This window comes from Mycobacterium conspicuum (assembly GCF_010730195.1).
In the GTDB taxonomy this organism is placed as follows: Bacteria; Actinomycetota; Actinomycetes; order Mycobacteriales; family Mycobacteriaceae; genus Mycobacterium; species Mycobacterium conspicuum.
On record NZ_AP022613.1, the window covers coordinates 5,812,817 to 5,834,329 of the forward strand.

General features: G+C 66.8%; 16 protein-coding genes. 6 read left to right on the top strand and 10 right to left on the bottom strand.

The annotated features are described in order from the left end of the window. Positions 1 to 1,449 precede the first annotated feature (1,449 nt). A complete protein-coding gene (locus G6N66_RS29850) occupies positions 1,450 to 2,163 on the top strand; it encodes a DUF5631 domain-containing protein (protein ID WP_232079568.1) in 714 nt (237 codons plus the stop codon). A 66-nt stretch (positions 2,164 to 2,229) separates the two neighbouring features. Then, positions 2,230 to 3,165, top strand: a complete 936-nt coding sequence (locus tag G6N66_RS26795; protein WP_232079422.1) for a hypothetical protein — start codon at positions 2,230 to 2,232, stop codon at positions 3,163 to 3,165. A gap of 4 nt (positions 3,166 to 3,169) precedes the next feature. On the opposite strand, the gene G6N66_RS28930 is transcribed toward G6N66_RS26795, so the two are convergent. Further along, positions 3,170 to 3,322 (bottom strand): hypothetical protein, encoded by a 153-nt coding sequence (locus G6N66_RS28930; protein WP_169721523.1) that lies wholly within the window; start codon positions 3,320 to 3,322, stop codon positions 3,170 to 3,172. Between the two features lie 261 nt (positions 3,323 to 3,583). Here G6N66_RS28930 and eccB point away from each other — a divergent pair, with 261 nt between their 5' ends. Further along, positions 3,584 to 5,071, top strand: coding sequence for a type VII secretion protein EccB (gene eccB / locus G6N66_RS26800; RefSeq protein ID WP_085233882.1), 1,488 nt, complete (start codon positions 3,584 to 3,586; stop codon positions 5,069 to 5,071). Between the two features lie 4 nt (positions 5,072 to 5,075). After that, the gene (gene eccCa / locus G6N66_RS26805; RefSeq protein ID WP_085233883.1) at positions 5,076 to 9,275 is read left to right on the top strand and encodes a type VII secretion protein EccCa; all 4,200 of its coding nucleotides are present in this window, start codon (positions 5,076 to 5,078) and stop codon (positions 9,273 to 9,275) included. Positions 9,276 to 9,357: 82 nt separating this feature from the next. On the opposite strand, the gene G6N66_RS26810 is transcribed toward eccCa, so the two are convergent. Next, entirely contained in the window at positions 9,358 to 10,131 is a 774-nt protein-coding gene (locus G6N66_RS26810) for a TIGR03084 family metal-binding protein (RefSeq protein WP_085233884.1), read from the bottom strand. Continuing rightward, positions 10,131 to 11,420 carry an MFS transporter gene (locus tag G6N66_RS26815; RefSeq protein ID WP_085233885.1) on the bottom strand — a complete coding sequence of 430 codons (1,290 nt, stop codon included), beginning with the start codon at positions 11,418 to 11,420 and terminating at the stop codon, positions 10,131 to 10,133. The genes G6N66_RS26810 and G6N66_RS26815 overlap by 1 nt, the downstream gene beginning before the upstream one ends. Positions 11,421 to 11,555: 135 nt before the next feature. Between G6N66_RS26815 and G6N66_RS26820 the strand changes: the two genes are divergently transcribed. After that, positions 11,556 to 12,161, top strand: coding sequence for a YqgE/AlgH family protein (locus tag G6N66_RS26820; protein ID WP_085233886.1), 606 nt, complete (start codon positions 11,556 to 11,558; stop codon positions 12,159 to 12,161). Here G6N66_RS26820 and G6N66_RS26825 read toward each other — a convergent pair. The 3 genes from G6N66_RS26825 to G6N66_RS26835 form a co-directional block, all read right to left on the bottom strand. Continuing rightward, the gene (locus G6N66_RS26825; RefSeq protein ID WP_085233887.1) at positions 12,158 to 13,138 is read right to left on the bottom strand and encodes a bile acid:sodium symporter family protein; all 981 of its coding nucleotides are present in this window, start codon (positions 13,136 to 13,138) and stop codon (positions 12,158 to 12,160) included. The two genes, G6N66_RS26820 and G6N66_RS26825, sit on opposite strands and share 4 nt — an antisense overlap. A 17-nt stretch (positions 13,139 to 13,155) precedes the next feature. Beyond that, complete coding sequence (locus tag G6N66_RS26830) at positions 13,156 to 13,506, bottom strand: hypothetical protein (protein WP_085233888.1); 351 nt, start codon at positions 13,504 to 13,506, stop codon at positions 13,156 to 13,158. Positions 13,507 to 13,576: 70 nt separating this feature from the next. Then, a complete protein-coding gene (locus G6N66_RS26835; protein WP_085233889.1) occupies positions 13,577 to 14,614 on the bottom strand; it encodes an LpqN/LpqT family lipoprotein in 1,038 nt (345 codons plus the stop codon). 179 nt (positions 14,615 to 14,793) lie between these two features. On the opposite strand from G6N66_RS26835, the gene leuS reads away from it, so the two are divergent. Next, positions 14,794 to 17,670 (top strand): leucine--tRNA ligase, encoded by a 2,877-nt coding sequence (leuS, locus tag G6N66_RS26840; protein ID WP_139825309.1) that lies wholly within the window; start codon positions 14,794 to 14,796, stop codon positions 17,668 to 17,670. Here leuS and G6N66_RS26845 read toward each other — a convergent pair. The 4 genes from G6N66_RS26845 to G6N66_RS26860 form a co-directional block, all read right to left on the bottom strand. Next, positions 17,667 to 18,338 carry an SDR family oxidoreductase gene (locus tag G6N66_RS26845; protein ID WP_085233891.1) on the bottom strand — a complete coding sequence of 224 codons (672 nt, stop codon included), beginning with the start codon at positions 18,336 to 18,338 and terminating at the stop codon, positions 17,667 to 17,669. The two genes, leuS and G6N66_RS26845, sit on opposite strands and share 4 nt — an antisense overlap. Before the next feature lie 39 nt (positions 18,339 to 18,377). Further along, complete coding sequence (locus tag G6N66_RS26850) at positions 18,378 to 18,869, bottom strand: MarR family winged helix-turn-helix transcriptional regulator (protein WP_085233892.1); 492 nt, start codon at positions 18,867 to 18,869, stop codon at positions 18,378 to 18,380. A gap of 65 nt (positions 18,870 to 18,934) precedes the next feature. After that, positions 18,935 to 19,684 carry an amino acid ABC transporter ATP-binding protein gene (locus G6N66_RS26855; protein WP_085233893.1) on the bottom strand — a complete coding sequence of 250 codons (750 nt, stop codon included), beginning with the start codon at positions 19,682 to 19,684 and terminating at the stop codon, positions 18,935 to 18,937. Beyond that, positions 19,681 to 21,492, bottom strand: coding sequence for an ABC transporter substrate-binding protein/permease (locus tag G6N66_RS26860; RefSeq protein ID WP_085233894.1), 1,812 nt, complete (start codon positions 21,490 to 21,492; stop codon positions 19,681 to 19,683). Before G6N66_RS26860 ends, G6N66_RS26855 begins: the two co-directional genes overlap by 4 nt. Positions 21,493 to 21,513: the final 21 nt, after the last annotated feature.

Below are 21,513 nucleotides of genomic sequence, written 5' to 3' on the forward strand. Positions count from 1 at the left end.
ATGGGCACTTGGACAGTGCCGCTTATAGGTGCCTGGTGGCCGGGTCCGTCGACAACTCTCCGCGATGCCGCCTGTCACTGGGCCGAGTGGTCAACAAAAAAGCAAGAACTCGCTCAGACGCTCAGGCACCGGCGGGAGCTGCTATCTCAGAACCAAGGAAAATCAGCCGAAGATCTGGTTTCAAGATTTTTTCAGGGCGAGAAGTCGGAACTTGACAAGGCAGAAAAATATAAGGTTAAGGCAGATGCTCTAAGCTCCGCCGCCGACGAAATCGATTATCTACGAAGCCGTTTGACAGAGATAGCAAACCAAGGCAATAAGGAAATAGATGACGTTATCGCGTCGAAAAAGCCACCGCCGGAGAAGTTAGCAGAAATACAGACGATCCAAGCGCGGTGCAACGCCGACGCGGCGAAGGCGTCCGGGGTAGCCGTTAACAAGATCATGGCGGCGACTCAAAAGATTCTGGAAGCTGAGGGCGTCTATGGCGATGCCCGAACTTGGGCGCGTGAGCACGGGTTCAATGCAGATGATGTTCAGTCGCCACGCCCGATCAGCAAGGAGGACTTGGATTCACCACGGGCGGTAGGCACTACGGGTGGGCCAGCTGTTGGCGGCGGCGGAGGTGTTCAGAATGGTGCTCCAGCCGCACCGGCCGCTGGCGCCGGCACCGGGGGGCCTACTAGTGGAGCAAGCCAGGCTTTCACGGCTGGTCTTAGGCCCGTGCCAGCTGCGGGTGTTGGAACTAATGGGCCTGGCGGCGTAGGAACTGTCCCATCGGGATCACCGGCTGGACTGCCGCCGGCTGCTGGTCCATCGGTTCCGGGCGTTGGCGGACCGACATCGCCGACGATCCCGGCGACGCCCAGCGCACCCCTTTCGCCAGCCGCGCTCGGCCATAATTTCGCGCCCGGACCGATGGGGCAGCCGTTCGCGGGCGGATTACCGACAGGCCAGCCCGCCACACCTCCTTTGCAATCGTTTTCTGACGGCGCGATGCACGCAATGGAGCCGGGATCTGCGGCATTTCCAGCGGCACCTCCGCCGCTGGCGACGTCGCCCCCCGCGGCCGTATCTGCCTTCAGTGGCGGCGAATCATTCACTGCCCCACACGTTCCCGTGGATGCGCCGGCGCCCAGCGTCGCGGCCACACCAACCGGTGGCGAGGGAATGACGGTCGCGCCCGCGGTGGTGACCAGCGGTCCGGCAGCCCCGGCCGCCGTCGGTCCCGCGCTCCCTGCTGGCCCGCTGCCGGCCTACGGGTCCGATCTCCGTCCGCCTGTGGTCACGGCGCCAGCAATGCCCCCGCTTCCGTCGACGCCGGTCTCGGGGGCGCCGGTCGCGCCGTCTGCGTCGACGTCTCCGTCGGCAGGTGGGCCGCTGGTGTCCCCGGTCGAGCGGGCAGCGTCAGTGGCTGCGGCTGGGAAGGCCGGTGCGAGCGGGTCAACCGTGGCAGGAGCATCGGCGCTGTCGGCAGGAGCGGGCGCTGCTTCCGGCGCGGCGGCCGGCAGGGCCGTCGAGCAGCAACGGCTGCAGCGGCTCGTCGATGCGGTCGCCCGCCAAGAGCCGCGCCTGTCGTGGGCGGCTGGCCTACGCGACGACGGCACGACCAACTTCGTCACCGATCTCGCCGGCGGTTGGATCCCCCCGCACATCCGGCTTCCCGCAGGCGTGACGTTGCTCGAGCCGACGTCGCGACGCCACGACGCGGGCGTCCTCGATTTGCTGGGCGCCGTCGTTGTCGCGGCGGCTCACGAGCCCAATGCCTATATAGAGGAACCGGATTCCGATCCGCCCCGGCTCACCGGTGACCGGACGGCCCGCTCCGCCGCTCCCACGGTCGACGAGCTCGGACCGACCTTGGTGGACGCTGTCCGCCGTCGTGACGGACTACCGCGGATCGCGCAGGCGGTCGCCGCGCCGGCGACTCGGAATACCGGTGTCGGCGAGAACGAACACGCGCTGTTGCGCACAAGCATCAGCGACGTTCAAAGCGCAGTCCTGAGCGCCTACCCCCACCACGATCCGGCCGCGGTTGGCGATTGGATGCTGCTGGCGGCCATCGAGGCATTGATCGACGGGCATGAATATTTGGCGAACTATCACATGGCCTGGTTCGCGGTCACCAACCGTCGCGGCGGCGCGCACCAGCTTGCTACCTGAATACCGGACGCAGCGTGCTGTGCGAAACTGGCTGCTAGGGGAGCTCTACGTTTTAGGGGTAAGAGCATGAGCGGTGGGCCGCCAATAAAGCAAAATCCGGGGATCAATTGGAGCGTGGCTGAGGCACCGCCAGTATCCGGTCCAACGCCGTCTCCGGTGCCCCCGCCCGACCAGTCGCCTGCCGGTATTTGGGGTGGCGTAGCGGGTGCCGCGGCTAATGCCGACGTCCCCGACGACGTGCAATCCAGCACTCTTGAGGACCTCGATCGTCGTATGCGCGCGCTCGACGCCGCGCGAAAGTTCCCGGCGCAAGATGCCGATGCAGCAGCTCGAATGCAGGGTGTGGGCGCGCAGGCGGGCGACCAACAGGCGACGCAGATGATCCAACAAATGGTGTCGGGCATCGCGGGCGGAATCGGCGGGGCGGTCGGTGGACTCATGAAGCCGCTCGAGGAGATACCGCAACAGGCCATGCAGGCTATGCAGCCGCTGATGGGTGCGCTGCAGCAGGGTCAGGGCGCTGCGGGCCTGGCATCCGAGGCGCAACTGGCCGACAGCCTCGGCGGTGAATCTGGCATAGGGGGCGGCACCGGTGGTGGCGCTGGCGATGGTTTCGGCGCCGGCGGCGGTACGGTCCCGGCCGGCGTCATGGGCCCGCCGCCGGTGCCGACGTCGTCTCCGCCGACGACTCCGGCCGCCGCAAGGTCCGTAGCGGCGCCACCGACCGGTGGTACACCAACTGGACCAGGACCATCGGGCATGACCGGCATGCCGATCATGCCCCCGGGCGCGATGGGCGCGGGCGGAACGGGGGAGAACAAGGACAAACCCGCAGAGAAGCGGGTGACGGCCCCCGCGGTGCCCAATGGCCAGCCGGTCAAGGGCCGCATGACGCCACCGCCAGCTGTTCCTGTCACGAGATCCAGTGACGACAAGCCGCCCGTCGTCAGGTCCCCGCGGCGGATCGTCATCATGCCCAGCGACGAAGAGCCGAAGGAATAGCCCGCTACGGCGATTCGGCGAGTTCTTTGACCCGCGGATCGACCGGGCGCCCTGTTTTCTCGCTGGCGGCTACCGCAACCCTGGCAGCAGCCTTGCGCACGGCGAGGCTACGCTGCTGCTCCTGGTTACGGCCGTCTGCTGCTTGCTGCGTTGCCATCGCTGTCCTCCGTCCCCGCCGCGCCCAACGCTACCGGCCGCAGGGCGCCAGCCGCAGCCCTACCGCAGGTGAATACCGCAGTACGGGCCGCTGGGCAAGAATCCGACGCGTGGCTCAGCTCGCGTTGTCCGGCGCCGTCGCGGCCGGCACGGCGATGCCAGGTGCGAAGTTGCGCAGCGCAAATGAGGGTCGATTCGAGCGGATTTACGGTGGAAGATTCGTTGAGGGGGATCGTCACGAATCATCGAGGGGTTACTGGGAATGCCGCTGAGTTTGTCCAACCGGGACCAAAATTCCGGCCACCTGTTTTACAACCGGCGGTTGCGGGCGGCAACAACGCGCTTCTCGGCGCGGATGAAACACGACGACCGCAAGCAGACCGCCGCGATCGTGTTGTCGATGGTGTTGGTGGCGATCGGCGCGGGCTGGATGATGTTGCTCAACGTGCTCAAGCCCGCGGGGGCAGTGGGCGACTCGGCGATTATCGGCGACCGCGATTCCGGTGCAATCTACGCGCGCATCGACGGGCGACTGTATCCGGCGCTGAATTTGACCTCCGCGCGGCTGGCGACCGGCACTGCCGGGCAGCCGACGTGGGTCAAGCCCGCCGAGATCGCGAAGTATCCGACGGGGCCGCTGGTTGGCATCCCGGGGGCGCCCGCGGCGATGACGGTGAACCGCGGCGCCGTCTCGGCGTGGTCGGTGTGCGATACGGCAGGGCGTCCGCGCAGCGGGGATAAGCCGGTGGTCACCTCAATCGCGGGCGAACTCAGCGCCGCGGGACGCGCCGTACCGCTGCACAACGACGCGGGGCTGCTGGTGACATTCGACGGCAACACGTATGTGATTTGGGGAGCCAAGCGCTCACAGATCGACCCCACCAACCGGGCGGTCACCTTGAGCCTGGGGCTTGACCCGGGAGTGACTGCGCCGGTGGAGATTTCGCGCGCCCTGTTCGACGCACTGCCCGCGACGGAGCCGCTGCGCGTGCCGCAAGTACCGGAGGCGGGCACCCCGTCAAAGTGGGTGCCAGGTTCACAGGTGGGCGCGGTCCTGCAGGCCCAAACCGCCACCGGGGGAAGCCAGTTCTACGTGCTGCTACCCGACGGGGTGCAAAAGATCAACAGCTTCGTCGCCGATCTGCTGCGCAGCGCAAACTCTTACGGATCGACAGCGCCGCGGGCGGTGAGTCCCGATACGTTGGTCAACATCCCCCAAGTCTCGTCGTTGCCGGTCGACTACTATCCCACCGGGCGGCTGAATTTCGTTGACCCAGCGGCTAATCCGACAACATGTGTCGGCTGGGAGAAGGCGTCGACGGATCCCCAGGCCCGCGTCGCCGTGTATAACGGGCGGGGGCTTCCGGTGCCCGAGTCGATGGACAACCGGATCGTGCGCCTGGTGCGTGACGACCGCGACTCAGCATCGGTGGTCGCCAATCAGGTGCTGGTGTTGCCGGGCGCGGCCAACTTCGTGACGTCGACCAGCGGTGCGATGACCGCCTATTCTCGTGAATCGTTGTTTTGGGTGTCGGACAACGGGGTTCGATTCGGGATCGACGCCGACGAGGCGACGTTGCGCGCGCTGGGGCTCGATCCTGCCGCGGCAGTGCAGGCGCCGTGGCCGCTGTTGCGGACTTTTGCTGCGGGACCGGCTTTGTCGCGACAGGCGGCGCTTCTCGCCCGCGACACGGTCCCGGCGCTGGGTCAAGCGGCCGTCGTCACCACAACTGCGAAAGCCGGGGGCTAGCGAAATGTCGAAGAGATCGTTTCCCATCAATCGCGTCAAAATCGAGCCGCCGAAACCGGTTCGGGTTGCACCGGCTGCGCCGATCGCGCTGCCGGAACGCGAGCCGCGCAACATTTGGGTGATGATCGGCGTGCCGGCGCTGATCATCGCGCTGATCGGCACCATCGTGATGCTCTACGTGTCCGGTGTGCGCAGCTTGTCCACCGGCTTCTTTCCGCTGATGGGTATCGGTGCGTTCAGCATGCTGGCGTTTTCCGGACGGCTTGGGCGGGCGCGCAAAATCACCTGGGGCGAAATGGAAAAGGGCCGCCGCCGCTACCTGCGCGACCTCGACACCACCCGCGACGAGATTCAGGCCGCCGTGTGCGCGCAACGTCAATGGCAGCAGTCGGTGCACTCCGATCCACGGGGGCTCGGCGCGATTATCGGCGGCCCGCGGATGTGGGAACGCGGCCGCGGCGACGTCGACTTCCTCGAGGTGCGGGTGGGGACCGGCGTTCAGCACGCACCGGATTCGGTGCTGTCGGTGACGTGGCCCGACATCGCCTCCGACGAGGAACTCGAGCCGGTCACCGGGCAGGCGCTGCGCGATTTCATCTTGGAACAGCGCAAGATTCGCGATATCGCCAAAGTGTTGAACCTCCGGTCGGCGCCCGGGTTCAGCTTCGTCAGCGAGGACCTGGATCGAGTCCGGTCCCTGATGCGTTCCGTGTTGTGTTCCCTTGCGGTGTTCCACAATCCGCGCGACGTCAAGTTGATGGTGGTAACAAGAAACCCCGAAGTCTGGTCGTGGATGGTCTGGCTGCCGCACAACTTGCACGACGAACTGTTCGATGCGTGCGGTTGGCGGCGCCTGATATTTGCCACACCCGAGGAGCTGGAAGAGGCCTTGGGCGCTGAGCTGCACATGAAGGGTAAGCGTGGCGCGTGGACGCCACTCGCAGCGGCCAGCCCGACCGCAATGGGCTCGGCGCTGGAAACCGGGCCAGGCACTGACACCGCGATTTTGGGACCACACCTGGTGATCGTCGACGACAACACCGGCAGTCCAGATGCGTGGGAAAGCGTAGTCGGACAGGTCGGCAAGGCCGGAATTACTTTGCTGCGCATCGCGTCTCGCGCGGGCATCGGGGTCGGCTTCGGCGAAGGTCAGATTCTAGAGATGGCCGAGGCAACCGTCACCGGCAAAGCCAGCAGGAACGGCGCCGGCCCCGACAACGAAGACGGACGCCCCGCGCCATTGCTGCGAGCGCGCGGCAAGTTCTTCGCCCATGCCGACCAGTTGTCGATTCCGCGGGCCTACCGGTATGCGCGGGCGATGGCGCGGTGGTCACCCACGAGTCGCAGCGAGATCGCCGATTCCACCAGCGGCGCCGCCGAGTTGTTGCGTGCGCTGGGCATCAGCGACCCGCGGGAATTGGACGTCGACCGGCTGTGGGCCGAACGCCGCGGCCGCGGCGACGAGCGGTGGTCGGAAATCCCGGTCGGCGCTAAACCCAATGGCGAGCTGCAAAACATCATCATCCGCGCAAAAGACTTCGGTGGCTTCGGGTTCCACTCGGTAGTCATCGGCACCAGCGGATCGGGCAAATCGGAATTCTTTCTGTCGCTGGTCTACGGGATCGCGCTGACGCACTCCCCAGAGACATTCAACGTCATCTTTGTCGATATGAAATTCGAATCGGCGGCCCAGGACATCCTTGGCCTTCCCCATGTGGTGGCCGCGTTGTCGAACCTCGGCAAGGACGAGCGGCATCTGGCGGAACGGATGCGCCGGGTGATCGATGGTGAGATCAAGCAGCGCTATGAACTGTTCACATCCGTTGGGGCGCGCGATGCCAACGACTACGAGGAGATCCGACTGGCCGGACGCGACCTGCCACCGGTGCCGGTGCTGTTGGTGATCGTCGACGAATATCTCGAGTTGTTCGCCAATCACGAGAAGTGGATCAACCTCATCATCCACATCGGCCAGGAGGGCCGCGGCGCCAACGTCTTCTTCATGCTGGGCGGACAGCGCCTGGACCTGTCTTCGTTGCAAAAAGTCAAGTCCAACATCGCCTTTCGGATCGCGTTGCGCGCGGAGTCCGGCGACGATAGCCGGGAAGTGATCGGGTCGGACGCTGCCTATCATCTGCCGTCGAAGGAAAACGGCTTCGCACTGTTGAAGGTCGGGCCGCGCGACCTGGAACCGTTTCGATGCTTCTACCTGTCGGCACCGTTCGTGGTGCCGAAGGTGAGCGAAATGTCTACCACCGTCGATATGACCTTGACGAAGCCGCGGCTGTACAACTGGCAGTACCAACCGTTGGACGCCCCCGACGCCGCGGCACTGGAAGCCGCCGCCGCCGTCGACACCGAGCCTGACGAATTCCTCTATCACGAAGACGGTTTCAAGCGGAAAAAGATCGTGGACGTGTTGCGGGAGTCGCTGCAGAACGTGCCGCACCGATCACCGCGGCGGCCGTGGTTGGAACCGCTGGACGACCCCGAGCCGGTCGACGCTCTGGTCGCCGGCTACCGGGGCAAGCCATGGCATGCCGACTACGGTCAGAACTCGGGACTGACTTTTCCGGTGGGCGTGATGGATATCCCCGAGGAATCCAAGCAGGTCGTGTACGCCATTGATGCGCTGCGCAGCAACATCATCGTGGTCGGCGCCAAACAGTGCGGCAAGACGACCACGTTGATGACCCTGATGTGTTCTGCGGCAACGATGTACAGCCCGTCGAGGGTGACGTTCTTCTGCGTCGGGGGTGCGACCTTGGCCCAGGTTGCCTCGCTGCCGCACGTCACCGACATTGTGTCGCCGAAGGACTACGAAGGCATCGAGCGCATCCTGAGCAGCATGGACGCGCTGATCGATGCGCGCGAAAATGCGTTCCGGCAAGCCAAGATTGACCTCGACGGATTTCGCGAGCGGCGATTCGGGCCAGGCAGTGACGGGTTGGGCGGCACCGATCCCAATGACCCGTTCGGCGACGTCTTCGTGGTGCTCGACGACTACGACGGCCTCTACGCGATGGACAACCTGCTGGGCGATCGCATCATCTCGCTGAGTAGCCGCGGCCCCGAGTACGGGGTGCACGTGATGTGTAGCGCCGGAGGCTGGATTCACGGACAAAGACAGAGCCTGCTGCAGAATGTGACCGCGCGAATCCAGTTGCGGTTGGCCGATCCCAGCGAGAGCCAGATGGGCCACTCGTCGCTCGAGTCACGGGAAGCGGCTCGGCGGACGTTGAACCGTCCCGGCTTCGGTTTGACCGACAGCCTCCACGAGCTGCGGGTGGGTGTGCCGGTGTTGGTCAACCCTGACACCGGCATGCCGCTCGAGGTTACCGACGTCGGCGCGCGCGTCGCCGAGGTCGCCGGGGTGACCAAGCATGCCAACCTGCAGCGGCTGCCGCAGCGCGTGGAACTACAGGCGATCCTCACGCACGAAGCGGCGCACCCCCGCGGTGATGAGCTGTCGATCGCCTTCGCGATCGGCGAACGGCACCAACTGGGTCCGGTTCCCATCGGTCTCCGGGAAAGCCCGGGAATGGTGATTCTGGGCCGGCAGGGCTGCGGCAAGACGACCGCGCTGATGGCCATTGGTGAGGCGATCATGAGCCGGTTCAGCCCGCAGGAGGCCCAACTCACGCTGATCGACCCCAAAACGGCCGCGCACGGGCTGAGAGATCTGCACGGTCCGGGCTACGTCCGTGCCTACGCCTACGACCAAGACGAGATCGACGAGGTGATAACCCAACTGGCCCAACAGATCTTGTTGCCGCGGCTCCCTCCCAAGGGTTTGAGCCAGGAGGAGCTGCGCGCCCTCAAGCCGTGGGAGGGATCCCGGCATTTCGTTCTCATCGACGACGTGCAGGATCTGCGCAAGGAGCAGAGTTACCCGGCTAAGCCGCCGGTGGGCGCGGCGCTGTGGATGCTGATGGAACGCGCCCGACAGATCGGTCTGCACGTGTTCATGACGCGCAATAGCGCGAATTTTGCGACGCTGCAAATGGATCCGTGGATCAGGTTCCAGACTTCAGCGAAGGTAGCCCAGCTGTACATGGACAACGATCCGCAAAACAGAATCAATCGGTTGGTCCGCGCTCAAGCGCTGCCGCCGGGGAGGGGTCTGCTGCTCAGCGCGGACGAAGCGGTCGAGGGAGTTTTGGTGGGGATGCCGTCGACCGGGCGTGGTGGCGACAGCCCGTAGGCGGTTCATGAAGTATCAGCGGTGATAGCGCATTTGAAAGTCACCTATGGGTCGGCGGACGGTGCTCAAGCGACGCACGCGTTCAGCGCCCCGGACCCGGAGGCCCGGCGAAGGCCTGCGCAATCGTCAGCCAGTGCTGCGCGTCGGCGCCCTCGGCCGTGATGTCTAAGGTGGCCAGCGGGCGGCGTTGAGTGACCAGGAAACAGAAGTCCTCGGCCAACCCCGTCACGCGTTGCGCCGCATCCGACGGTCCCCAGGACCAGACATCGCCGGAAGGCCCGCGCAGCTCGACCAGGAATGGCTCGCTCGGCGGAGTCAGGTTGTTGACGACGAACGCGTAGTCCCGGGTCCGCACGCCGATGTGCGCGATGGACCGCAGCCGGTCGGTGGCGGGCCGTTGCACGCCGAGGGCGTCGGCGACGTCGAGCCCGTGCGCCCAGGTCTCCATCAGCCGCGCGGTGGCCATCGACGCCGCGCTCATCGGCGGGCCGAACCACGGCAGTTTGCGGCCGTCGGCAACCGTCAGCAGCGCGTCGTGCAGGCGCGCGCGGGTCTCCCGCCAGTCGGCGAGCAGCTCGGCCGGCGGTACCGACGCCAGCTCCTCGGCGCCCGCGTCGACGAAACCACCCGGGTCGGTCGCCGCCGCGGCCAACGTCGAGGCGAACCCGGCCTCGTCGGTGATCGACAGCAGCGCGACCCGGTCGGTCCACAACAGGTGCCCGACCTGGTGGGCGATGGTCCAGCCCGGCGCGGGCGTCGGAGCGGCCCAGCGGTCCGGTGCAAGCGCCGCCACCAACGCGTCCAGGTCGTCGCTTTCGGCGCGCAGGTCAGCCACCACGGGTCCGGGTCCAGCCATCATTGCCTCGCAGGTTGTCGGCGCGCCGAGCGCATGAAGGTGGTGTGGGCCAGCAGGCCGATCACATACAGCACCGACCCGGCCACCACGAACGCGGGCGCGCGGCCGTCGTCGGGAATCAGGGTCGCGGCCACGGTGATCGCGGCGATGAACATCACCCAGAACAGCGCATCCTGCACGGCGAAGACGTGCCCCCGCAGCGCGTCGTCGACGTCCATCTGGATCGCGGAATCGGCGCACAGCTTGATCACCTGGCCGGAGATGCCGAGGAAAAAGCTGCACACCACCATGATCTGGAGTACCAGTCCGGCGGCCGCGACCTGGATGACCGCCGAGGCTAGCAGCGCGCCGTTGGCCGTGGCATAGCGCCCCCAGCGCCGCACCGACACCGGCGTCAACACCGTGGCCAGGAAGGCGCCCAGGCCCGACGCACCGAAAAACAGCAGCGCGGTGCCCAGCCCGCCGATCGCGGGATCTCGCAAATGGTGGACCAGCACCAGCATCACCAGCGAGTTGATCCCCACCACCATGCGGTGCGCGGCCAGGCCGGACAACGTGGCGGCAACGGTCGGGCGTTGCAGCACCGTGCGCGCCCCGTGCAGCCAGCCCATGATCACCGCGTAGGCCACCGACCCATGGATCGCGCGACGGGAGTCGTCGGGGCCCAGCACGCCGGGGCCAAAGCGCCAGGCCAGCAGCAATGCGATCAGTACCGGGATCGCGACGAGGAAGACGATCACCGAGGAGCCGCGGTCGCCCGCCCCGACGATCCAGCGCGGCACGAGCATGAAGTTGGCGCCCAGGAACGCCATGACGGCGCCGGTCGCGGTGGCCACCGAGTTCATCGTGACCACCTCGTCGCGGGGTACCACGTCGGGCAGCGCCGCCGCCAGGCCGGACATGACGAACCGCGACAGGCCGTTGGTGAGAAGCGCCGCGATCAGCAGCGGCAGTTCGCCGGCCCCGACGGCCAGGATCACGCCGATCACGGCGACCAGCACCGCCCGGCCCGCGTTCGCGCCGACGATCACCAGCCGTCGATCCCAGCGGTCCATCAACGCGCCGGCGAAGGGCCCGAGCAGCGAGTAGGGCAGGAACAGCACGGTGAAGGCGCCCGCGATCGCCATCGGGTCGGCGGCCCGGTCGGGATTGAACAGCAGCGCCCCCGCCAGCGCGGCCTGGAACAACCCCTCACCGAACTGACTGGCCATGCGTACCTGCAGCAGCCGCCAGAAATCGGGCATGCTGCGCACCAGCCGCCACAGGTGGACGGGCGCACGCGCGTGCATCCGAGATCCAGTCACACAGCCAACTTCCGACGATTCGGCGCGATGGGGGATTCGACGCCTCAACCACAGTACAAATATTTGTGCGACGTCATCGTTTAACCGGGGGACACCCCTTCGGGGTGCCATGATGGTGGGGTGCCCCCGCCCGAGGACCCAGAGGACTACATCGCCCCCGCCGCCCAGCGGGTGCGTGCGGGTACGTTGCTGCTTGCCAACACGGATCTTCTCGAGCCGACGTTTCGGCGCAGCGTGATCTACATCGTCGAACACAACGACGGCGGCACGTTGGGCGTTGTGCTCAACCGTCCCAGCGAGACCGCGGTCTATAACGTGCTGCCGCAGTGGGCCAAACTGGCGACGAAGCCCAAGACGATGTTCATCGGCGGGCCGGTGAAGCGAGACGCCGCGCTGTGCCTCGCCACCCTGCGGGTGGGAGCGGACCCGGACGGTGTGCCGGGCCTGCGGCACGTGGCCGGCCGGATGGTGATGGTCGACTTGGACGCCGAACCGGATCTGATCGCGCCACTGGTCGAGGGGGTGCGCATCTTCGCCGGCTATTCCGGCTGGACCATCGGTCAGCTGGAGGGCGAAATCGAGCGCGACGATTGGATTGTGTTGTCGGCGTTGCCTTCTGACCTTCTGGTCGGTCCGAGAACCGATCTGTGGGGTCAGGTGCTGCGCCGGCAACCGCTGCCGTTGGCGTTGCTTGCCACACACCCGATCGACGTGAGCCGCAACTAGGCCACTTCCTCCAGCTGTTGGCGCCCCAGCCTGCTGGCGATCACCGAGCACACCACCAGCTGAATCTGGTGAAAAATCATCAGCGGCAACATGCTCAAACCGACTGTGGCGGAAGGGAACAACACGAGCGCCATCGGAAGTCCGGATGCCAGGCTCTTTTTCGAGCCGCAGAACAGCAGCACGATCTTGTCGCCGCGCTCGAACCCGGCCCATCCGCCGATCAACCAGGTGACGACGAGCACCACGGCGAGCAGCACGGTGGCGACGACGACGACCGTGATCAACTGCCAGCCACCGACGCTGAGCCAGATCCCCTCGATCACGCCCATCGAAAAAGCGGTGTAGACCACCAGCAGAATGGAACCGCGGTCGACCACCTTGAGCAGCGCGGCGTGCCGCGTCAACGCCGCGGCGATCCACGGCCGCGCCAACTGTCCGGCCGCGAACGGCAGCAGCAGCTGCACCACGATGTCGCCGAGCGCGCGGCCGGTGACGGGGGGCGCGCCCGGATGGTTCATCAACAGCACCACCAGCAGCGGGGTCAGCACCACACCCAGGATGTTGGACAACGAGGCGCTGACAATGGCCGCCGACACGTGACCGCGCGCGATCGAGGTGAACGCGATCGAGGACTGCACGGTGGACGGGACGAGGCACAAAAACAGTAGCCCGGCATAGAGGTCATCGGTCAGCAGCGCGGGCACCAGAGCCCAGCAGGCCAGCCCGAGGAGCGGGAAGATCACGAAGGTGGTGGCCAGCACCAGCAGGTGCAGTCGCCATTGCCGCACCCCGTGCCAGGCTTGCTGCGGCGACAACCGGGCGCCGTAGAGGAAGAACAGCACGGCGATCGCCGCTTTCGCCGCGCCGGACACGGCCTCGCCGGCCGATCCGTTGGCGGGCAGAAGGGCGGCAAGAGCCACCGTCGCCGCCAGCAACAGCAGGAAGCCGTCGACGGGAAGCGCCCGGAGCCGCCTCAAAACGACAGGGTGCGGGCTCAGTGGCAGGACAGGGTGCAGCCGGCGCAGTCGCCCGTGCAGTCCTCGGCGAGCGCTTCCCGGCGCAGCGCGAATCGGGCGCTCTGCCAGGAGCCGGCGGCCAGCGTGCCCAGGGCGCCGAGGACACACACGATCAGCACCACCAGCGCGGTATGCGCCGACGCCACCAGCGCCACCAGTCCGCCGGCGCCCAGCATGATCGCCGCCGCCAACTGCGTCGGCGCCATCGCGCGCAACGCCACCGCTGTCGTGTCGGCCGGACTGGGAGCCGGCCCGTGGGCGAGCGACCAGGTGCCGAACCCGGCCGACGCCACCGCCGCACACATGCACAGCACGCCCGCGATCAACATGGGCTCACAATACGAGTCCGGTGCGCGACCGGCGTGCCCGGCTCCGCCGGCTATCGCCGCGGATTCCGAATCAGCGAGGCGATCCCAGCAGGTTCAGGTGCAGATTCGGCAGCGGCGGCAGACCGGGCACCAACGCCGCCAGCGGGTTGGGCTGCGGTTGTTGGGCGGGCTGTTGGGCGGCCATCGGCGACGTCGCGGCCGGGGGTGCCTGCGCGGGCAACCCGACCGGAGCCGGCGTCGGCGTCGCAACCGGAGCCGGCGTGGGCGTGGCGACCGGAGCCGGCGCCGGCGCGCCCGGCACGGTCACCCGGAAGCCGTTGATGATGGCATCGGTCGCGGGGCCATCGGCCACCGCCTGCGCGGCGTCGGTGGTCACCGAGAACGAGACCAGGTACTTGTCTGGCCCCGACGTGGCGATGACGTTGCGCCGCGAGGTGTTCAGCGTCATGTCGTTCTGGCGGTAGGTGCCCTCGATGACCGTGGACGGAAACCCGCCGAAATCGGCCTGCGAGGCGTTGGTGGTCTGCCACGCGGCCAGTTGCTGGCTGTCCACGAAGCCGTGCGTGATGGCCTCGCGGGGATCGAAGTTACCGACCAGCTTGTACACCACCACCTGCGCGTTTGACGTATATATGCTGCTGCCGAGCCGGTCGGCGATGACTGCGAAGGCGTCGGGCACGTTGGGGTCCGGAACCCGGGTCCAGCGCGGCGGGACCGGCAGGGTGATGTCCAGAGCCTTGAACCCGTCGGGCTTCTGCGCCACCAGCTTCACGCCCTTGGACTGCAGGTAGTCGCGCAGCGTGCCGGTCACCGGGGTGGTCACCGTCGGCGGCAGCGGGGCCGCCGCGGCGGCGTTACCGGGAGCGGCCGAGGCGCCCGGGTAGGACGCCGTCGGGGGAACGACGGCGCTGTTGCCGGTCGCGACCGGGGACGCGGGGGCCACGGGGGCCACGGGGGCCGCCGCCTGCACCCTGGGCACCGCGGGAGCGGGGGGTGTGGGAACCAGCGGATCCGCCGACGCGGTGGCGCCCGCGAACGCGGTGACACCGATCACCCCGGCGACCAGACCCCCACCGAGTACCCGCCATGTACGGGCAATCTCAATCATCTGCGTCGACCCTTCCGAAATGTCGGGCGTCAGCGCCCGAAGCTCGCTAGAGGCTGAATGTAACTAGTGGTCAGACGCGGTGGACAGGCTTGCAATAGACCTGGGATGAAGCTCTGATCTTGCGCAACGGAACCGAGATCAACCTGTGCCCGACGGCTGCGGCGCGTCGCCCTTATACCCTGTGTGACGTGACCGAACCTGTTCAGTTGGACTCCGATGCGCCGCCCTTCCGCTACACGGCGGAGCTGGCGAGCCGCATCGAGAGCAGCTGGCAGCAGAACTGGGCCCGGCTGGGCACGTTCCACGTGCCCAACCCGGTCGGCGACCTGGCTCCGACGGATGGTGCCGGGGTGCCCCCCGACAAGTTGTTCGTCCAGGACATGTTTCCCTATCCCTCGGGCGACGGCCTGCACGTCGGGCACCCGCTGGGCTACATCGCGACCGACGTCTACGCGCGGTACTTCCGGATGAACGGCCGTAATGTGCTGCACGCGTTGGGGTTCGACGCCTTCGGGCTGCCGGCCGAGCAGTACGCCGTGCAGACCGGCACCCATCCGCGCACCAGGACCGAAGCCAACATCGAAAACTTCCGCCGCCAACTGGGCCGGCTCGGGCTGGGCCACGACAGCCGGCGAAGCTTCTCGACCACCGATGCCGATTTCTACAAGTGGACCCAATGGATCTTCCTGCAGATCTACAACGCGTGGTTTGACCGCGAGGCCGGCAAGGCCCGCCCGATCGCCGAGCTGATCGCCGAATACGATTCCGGGGCACGCCAACTCGAGGACGGGCGGGACTGGGCCACGCTGTCGGTGGGCGAGCGGGCCGACGTCATCGACGGCCATCGGTTGGTGTATCGGGCGGACTCCATGGTGAACTGGTGCCCGGGCCTGGGCACGGTGCTGGCCAACGAGGAAGTCACCGCCGACGGCCGCAGTGACCGCGGCAACTTCCCGGTGTTCCGGAAACGGTTGCGGCAGTGGATGATGCGCATCACGGCCTATTCCGACCGGCTGCTCGACGACCTCGACCTGCTGGATTGGCCGGAGCAGGTCAAAACCATGCAACGCAACTGGATCGGTCGCTCCACCGGCGCGACGGCGCTGTTTGCGGCCACCACTGCGCACGGGCAGGTCGATATCGACGTGTTCACCACCCGGCCCGACACCCTGTTCGGTGCCACCTACCTGGTGCTGGCCCCCGAACACGACCTGGTCGACGAGTTGGTCGCCACCGCGTGGCCGGACGGCACCGACCCGCACTGGACCTACGGCGCCGCCACGCCGGGCGAGGCCGTCGCGGCCTACCGCCGGGCGATCGCGGCCAAATCAGACCTGGAACGGCAGGAAAGCAAGGAAAAGACCGGCGTCTTTCTGGGCAGCTACGCGACCAACCCGGCCAACGACAAACCCGTCCCGATCTTCATCGCCGACTACGTCTTGGCCGGGTATGGCACCGGGGCGATCATGGCGGTACCCGGCCATGACCAGCGGGACTGGGACTTCGCCCACGAATTTCACCTGCCGGTTCTGGAAGTGATTGCCGGCGGCGATATTTCGGAGGCCGCACACACCGGCGACGGCGCGCTGGTGAACTCCGATTACCTCGACGGAATGAACGTCGAGGAGGCCAAGGCAGCCATCACCGCGCGCCTGGAAGCCGAGGGGCGCGGCCGGGCCCGCATCGAATTCAGGCTGCGTGACTGGCTTTTCGCGCGGCAACGGTATTGGGGCGAACCGTTTCCCATTGTCTATGACGAGGACGAGCGCCCGCATGCCCTCGCCGGGTCCGCACTGCCCGTTGAACTGCCCGACGTGGCCGACTATTCGCCGGTGTTGTTCGATCCCGACGACGCCGACAGCGAACCATCGCCGCCGCTGGCCAAGGCGACCGACTGGGTGCACGTGGAGTTGGATCTGGGCGACGGCCTGAAGCCCTACAGCCGCGACACCAACGTGATGCCGCAGTGGGCCGGCAGCTCGTGGTACGAACTGCGTTACACCGATCCGCACAACTCAGACCGGTTCTGTGCCAAGGAAAACGAGGCGTACTGGATGGGCCCGCGGCCGGCCGAGCACGGCCCGAACGATCCCGGCGGTGTCGACCTGTACGTCGGCGGGGCCGAGCACGCGGTGCTGCACCTGCTGTACGCGCGGTTCTGGCACAAGGTGTTATACGACCTCGGTCACGTCAGTTCCGCCGAGCCGTTCCGCAGGCTGGTCAATCAGGGCTACATTCAGGCCTTTGCGTACACCGATGCCCGCGGGTCCTATGTACCGGCCGCCGAGGTGATCGAGCGCGGCGACCGGTTCTTCTACCCGGGGCCCGACGGCGAGATCGAGGTCTTTCAGGAATTCGGGAAAATCGGTAAGAGCCTGAAGAATTCGATCTCCCCCGACGAGATCTGCGATGCCTACGGTGCGGACACGCTGCGGGTGTACGAGATGTCGATGGGGCCGTTGGAGGCCTCCCGTCCGTGGGCCACCAAGGATGTCGTGGGCGCGCACCGTTTTCTGCAGCGGGTATGGCGGTTGGCGATCGACGAGCAGACCGGCGAAGCCAGCGTGGTCGATGCACCCAGCCTGGACACCAACACCCTGCGCGCGTTGCACCGCACCATCGCCGGAGTCGCCGAAGACTATGCCGCACTGCGCAATAACACCGCAGCGGCCAAGCTGATCGAGTACACCAACCACCTCACCAAAAAGTACCGGGACTCGGCGCCCCGCGCGGCGGTCGAGCCGCTGGTGCTCATGGTGGCGCCGCTGGCGCCGCATCTGGCCGAGGAACTGTGGCTGCGGCTGGGCCACACCACCGCGCTGGCGCACGGTCCGTTTCCGGAGGCCGATCCCGCCTATCTCGTCGACGACACGGTCGAATACCCGGTGCAGGTCAACGGCAAGGTGCGGGGGCGGGTCACCGTCGCCGCCGACGCCGACGACGACGCCGTGAAAGCCGCCGCCCTGGCCGACGAGAAGGTGCAGGCGTTTTTGGCCGGGGCCGAGCCACGCAAGGTGATCGTGGTCGCCGGCCGGTTGGTGAACTTGGTCGTCTAGCGCCGGCCCGGCCGGATGACAACCTCGTGCACGTGGCCGTCGGGTGGGGTAGCCACCGCGTGGGCGACCGCCTCGGCGACGGTTTCGGGCCGCAAGAACTTGGTGGGGTCGTACTCGCCGCCCTCGAATGCGATGAGTTCACGCTGCATAGCGGTGTCGGTGCGGCCGGGATACACCGTGGTGACCCGCAGGTCGGGCTCGTCGTCGCGCAGGGAGTCGGCGAACGCGCGCAACGCGAACTTGCTCGCCGAATACGAAGCCATGCCCGGCGATACGGTGCGTCCTGCGCCGGAGTTGATGAACACCACGTGGCCTCGGCCGCTGCGCAGCGCCGGCAGCAGCGCCAGTGTAAGCGCCACCGCTCCAAGGACATTGACATCGAAGGTGGCGCGCCATTCGTCGACATGCGAATCGCCGACGCGGCCGGGGAGCGATACCCCCGCGTTGTGCACCAGCACCGCGAGTTCGTCGACGACTTCACAGCTGGCCTCGATGGTGTCCAGGTCGCTCAGATCCAGCGGGAAAGTGGTCGCTCCGAGCCGTTCCGCGACGGCATCGAGCCGGGCAGACGGCCGGCCGCCCAGCAGCAAGGTGTGCGTCGGGGCCAGCGCCGCGGCGATCGCCGAGCCGATACCACCGCCAGCGCCGGTGATGAGTGCAGTTGGCATGCAGCCAGCTTACTGGCCGGCTTACTGGCGTTGCGAATCTTATTGAGTGGCAGGAGCTTTCAAGCGCGCTTCACCCGAGCAGCCCAGCCGCTCCAGCGGGGCCAGCGCCTTCATCAGCGTGTTCAGGTCCGATTCGGGCAGTTGACTGAGCATAGCGGCCAACGCCGCGCGCCGGTTGGCCAGCGATTCGCCGTGCACCGCCCGCCCGCGCGGGGTGATGTCGACCAGCACGGCCCGCAGGTCGGAGGGGTCGCGCGAGCGTTTCACCAGACCGATCTTTTCCAGCCGACGGATCGCCACGGTGGTGGTGGGGGTCCGCACCCGTTCGTGCGCCGCCAGGTCCGTCATCCGGATGGGGCCCTGATCGAGCAACGTAACCAGGATGGAAAGCTGCGCCAGCGTCAAATCATTGGCCGCAGCCGACGCGCTGGGGTCGCCGCGCCGCAGGATGGAGAACAGCTTGGACAGCGCACGGTGCAGGCCCTCGGCAAGCTCGGTCACCTCGCGCCCAGTGGGTTCGCTGTCCGCCATAAGTCGGCAGTCTAACCCGACACGCGCGGTGCGGAAGGGACCTATCGGCGCCTAGTTCTAGATCGTCAAAGCACTTGGGACAAAAACCGCTGCAACCGCTCGGTCTGCGCGTCCTCGAAGATCTGCTCGGGAGGGCCGGATTCGAGGACCTTGCCCTGATCCATGAAAACGACGGTGTCTGACGCCGAGCGGGCGAAGCCCATTTCGTGCGTGACAACGATCATCGTCATGCCGTCCCGACCCAGGTCGGCGATGAGCTGCAGCACTCCCTTGACCAATTCGGGGTCCAGCGCTGAGGTCGCCTCGTCGAAGAGCATCACTTGCGGCGCCAGTGCCAGGGCGCGTGCGATCGCCACCCGTTGTTGTTGGCCCCCCGACAGCATCCCCGGGCGGGCACCGGCCTTGTGCTTGAGGCCAACTCGGTCGAGTTGCGCCAGCGCGAGATCGCGGGCCGCGTCCGACGACAGTCCGAGCAACTTGCGCGGCGCCAGCGCGACGTTCTTCATGATGCTCAGATGCGGGAACAGGTTGAAATGCTGAAACACCATGCCGATGCGTTGCCGCAGTGCGTCGGGATCGTCACCGAGCACCGAATGTCCGTCCAGCAGAATGTCGCCGCTATCGGGCTCGTGCAAGCGGTTCAGCGTACGAAGCAGCGTGGACTTCCCCGATCCGGAAGGTCCGACGATGGCGGCGGTGCTGCCGGCGGCAATGTCGATATCGACGCCGCGCAGCACCTGCGTGCCACCGAGGGTCTGGTGAATGTCCTTGGCCGCCAACGACACTGACGCGCGGCCAGTCAGACCCGTCGTCATGTCATCTCCTGGAAGGTCGGCGTGACCAGATCCGTGTCATCGGGCGTGCCGCCCGAGCGGCCGCTCCGCAACCGCGCATCGATGTAGTTGACCAAGTGTGTCAACGGGATGGTCAGCACCAGATAGAAGAGCCCGGCGGCCACCAGCGGAGACAGGTTTCCGGTCTGTGCGTTGAGGTCGCGGCCAACCTGGAACAGCTCGCGCTGCTGGGCGATCAGGCCGAGGAAATACACCAGCGCGGAGGCCTTCAACAACGAGATCGCCTGATTGACCAACGCGGGCAGCACCCGCCGGATACCCTGCGGGATCACCACCAGTCGCATCGCCGACGAGTAGCTGAACCCGAGGGCACGTGCGGCCTCCAGCTGGCCGGCGTCCACGCTTTGAATGCCGGCTCGCAGAATCTCACCGATATACGCGGCAGCCATGCAGCCCAGCGCCAGGATGCCCAGCGGGTAGGGATTGTTGTGCGTCAGTCCGCCCACCAGCGGCCCGATTCCCATGCCGATGATGAGGATGATCACCACTTCGGGAAGCCCGCGGAAGATATCGGTGTAGATCCGCGCGGGCCAGCGCAGCCAGCGGGAATGAGAACTGCCGGCCATTGCGAGGACCATGCCGAGCAACAGCCCGATGACGAGCGCGCTGTTGGTCAGAATCATGGTGTTCGGAAGGCCCACGGTGAGCAACATCGGGATGGCCTCTTTGTACAAGTCCCAATCGAAGAAGGAATCGCGCAGCTGCGCGAACGTGGACTTGGGCGCCGACGGGCCCACCGGCTTGTGGTGGTGGCTCGCGGCGATCGCGGCGAAGTTGGGCAGTGCCGGCGCTGGAGCGGCGAGGGATCCGGGTTTCCAGCCACTCGGCAGGGTTCGTGGCACCCATTCGGAATACAGGTGTGCCCAGGTGCCGTCGGCGATCACGGCATCCAGTCCGGAGTTCAGGGCGTCGACCAACGGCTGGTTGCCGGGACCCACCGCATAGGCGACGAAGTTGCCCAGGCTAAAGGTGTTCGCCACCACCACCGCCGGGTCACCTGGCCGAATCACGTTGGCCGCCAACGTTCCCGGGGCCACCCAGGCATCGATCTGACGCGTTTTGAGGCTGGCGTACACGGTGGCGAAGCCGGGATACTTCACCGGTTGCAGATGCAGAATGTCGACGACGTAGGACTCCTCGACGGTGCCCTGGACGACGCCGATGCGCTGCCCGGCCCGGAGATCGGTGAACTTCGTGATCGCCGAGCCGGGCGGGACCACCAGCGAGTAGTAGCCGAAGTCGTAGCCGTTGGTGAACGCCACCGTGCGGCGCCTGGCGTCGGTGGCCTTGACCGCCGCCGAGCCGACGTCGAAGCGCCCGGACGCCACTTGGGCGAGCAGGGCCGAAAAATCCGTGCTGATGAAGCGGACTTGCAGGCCCAGCTTGCCGGCGATGGCGAGCAACAGCTGATTGTCGAAGCCACTGAATTGGCCGGTGGGGGTGACGCAGATGTTCGGCGGCGCGTCCGACAGGGTGCCGACGGTCAGCACCCCCGGCGTGCCCAAGCCGAGCGTGTCGATGTGCACCGAGCTCAGCGGTTCGACCGTGGGCGTGGTGTGTTCGTCGTCGTGACCCATGGCGCCGGTTTCGGTGAGGTTTTTCGGCAACACGGTGGCGCTGTTCACTCCGGCGGGCGCGCATTGGTTGCGGTCGGCGGACGCGGGTGCAGCCAATGAGGCTGACGCCGAGCCGAACACGATAAATACGGTCGCGGCTACTGCCAGTAGCCGGCGACGGCGCGAAGCGGGCGGGCCCACGCACGAACTCATCACCGCATACGGTATCGAGCC

Bases quoted from the DNA above. Each gene is read 5' to 3' on its own strand.
- G6N66_RS26860 (WP_085233894.1), bottom strand. From the start codon at position 21,492: ATGAGTTCGTGCGTGGGCCCGCCCGCTTCGCGCCGTCGCCGGCTACTG.
- G6N66_RS26835 (WP_085233889.1), bottom strand. From the start codon at position 14,614: ATGATTGAGATTGCCCGTACATGGCGGGTACTCGGTGGGGGTCTGGTC.
- G6N66_RS26795 (WP_232079422.1), top strand. From the start codon at position 2,230: ATGAGCGGTGGGCCGCCAATAAAGCAAAATCCGGGGATCAATTGGAGC.
- G6N66_RS28930 (WP_169721523.1), bottom strand. From the start codon at position 3,322: ATGGCAACGCAGCAAGCAGCAGACGGCCGTAACCAGGAGCAGCAGCGT.
- eccCa (WP_085233883.1), top strand. From the start codon at position 5,076: ATGTCGAAGAGATCGTTTCCCATCAATCGCGTCAAAATCGAGCCGCCG.
- G6N66_RS26815 (WP_085233885.1), bottom strand. From the start codon at position 11,420: ATGCACGCGCGTGCGCCCGTCCACCTGTGGCGGCTGGTGCGCAGCATG.
- G6N66_RS26855 (WP_085233893.1), bottom strand. From the start codon at position 19,684: ATGACGACGGGTCTGACTGGCCGCGCGTCAGTGTCGTTGGCGGCCAAG.
- G6N66_RS26850 (WP_085233892.1), bottom strand. From the start codon at position 18,869: ATGGCGGACAGCGAACCCACTGGGCGCGAGGTGACCGAGCTTGCCGAG.
- G6N66_RS26830 (WP_085233888.1), bottom strand. From the start codon at position 13,506: ATGTTGATCGCGGGCGTGCTGTGCATGTGTGCGGCGGTGGCGTCGGCC.
- G6N66_RS26810 (WP_085233884.1), bottom strand. From the start codon at position 10,131: ATGGCTGGACCCGGACCCGTGGTGGCTGACCTGCGCGCCGAAAGCGAC.
- eccB (WP_085233882.1), top strand. From the start codon at position 3,584: ATGCCGCTGAGTTTGTCCAACCGGGACCAAAATTCCGGCCACCTGTTT.
- G6N66_RS26845 (WP_085233891.1), bottom strand. From the start codon at position 18,338: ATGCCAACTGCACTCATCACCGGCGCTGGCGGTGGTATCGGCTCGGCG.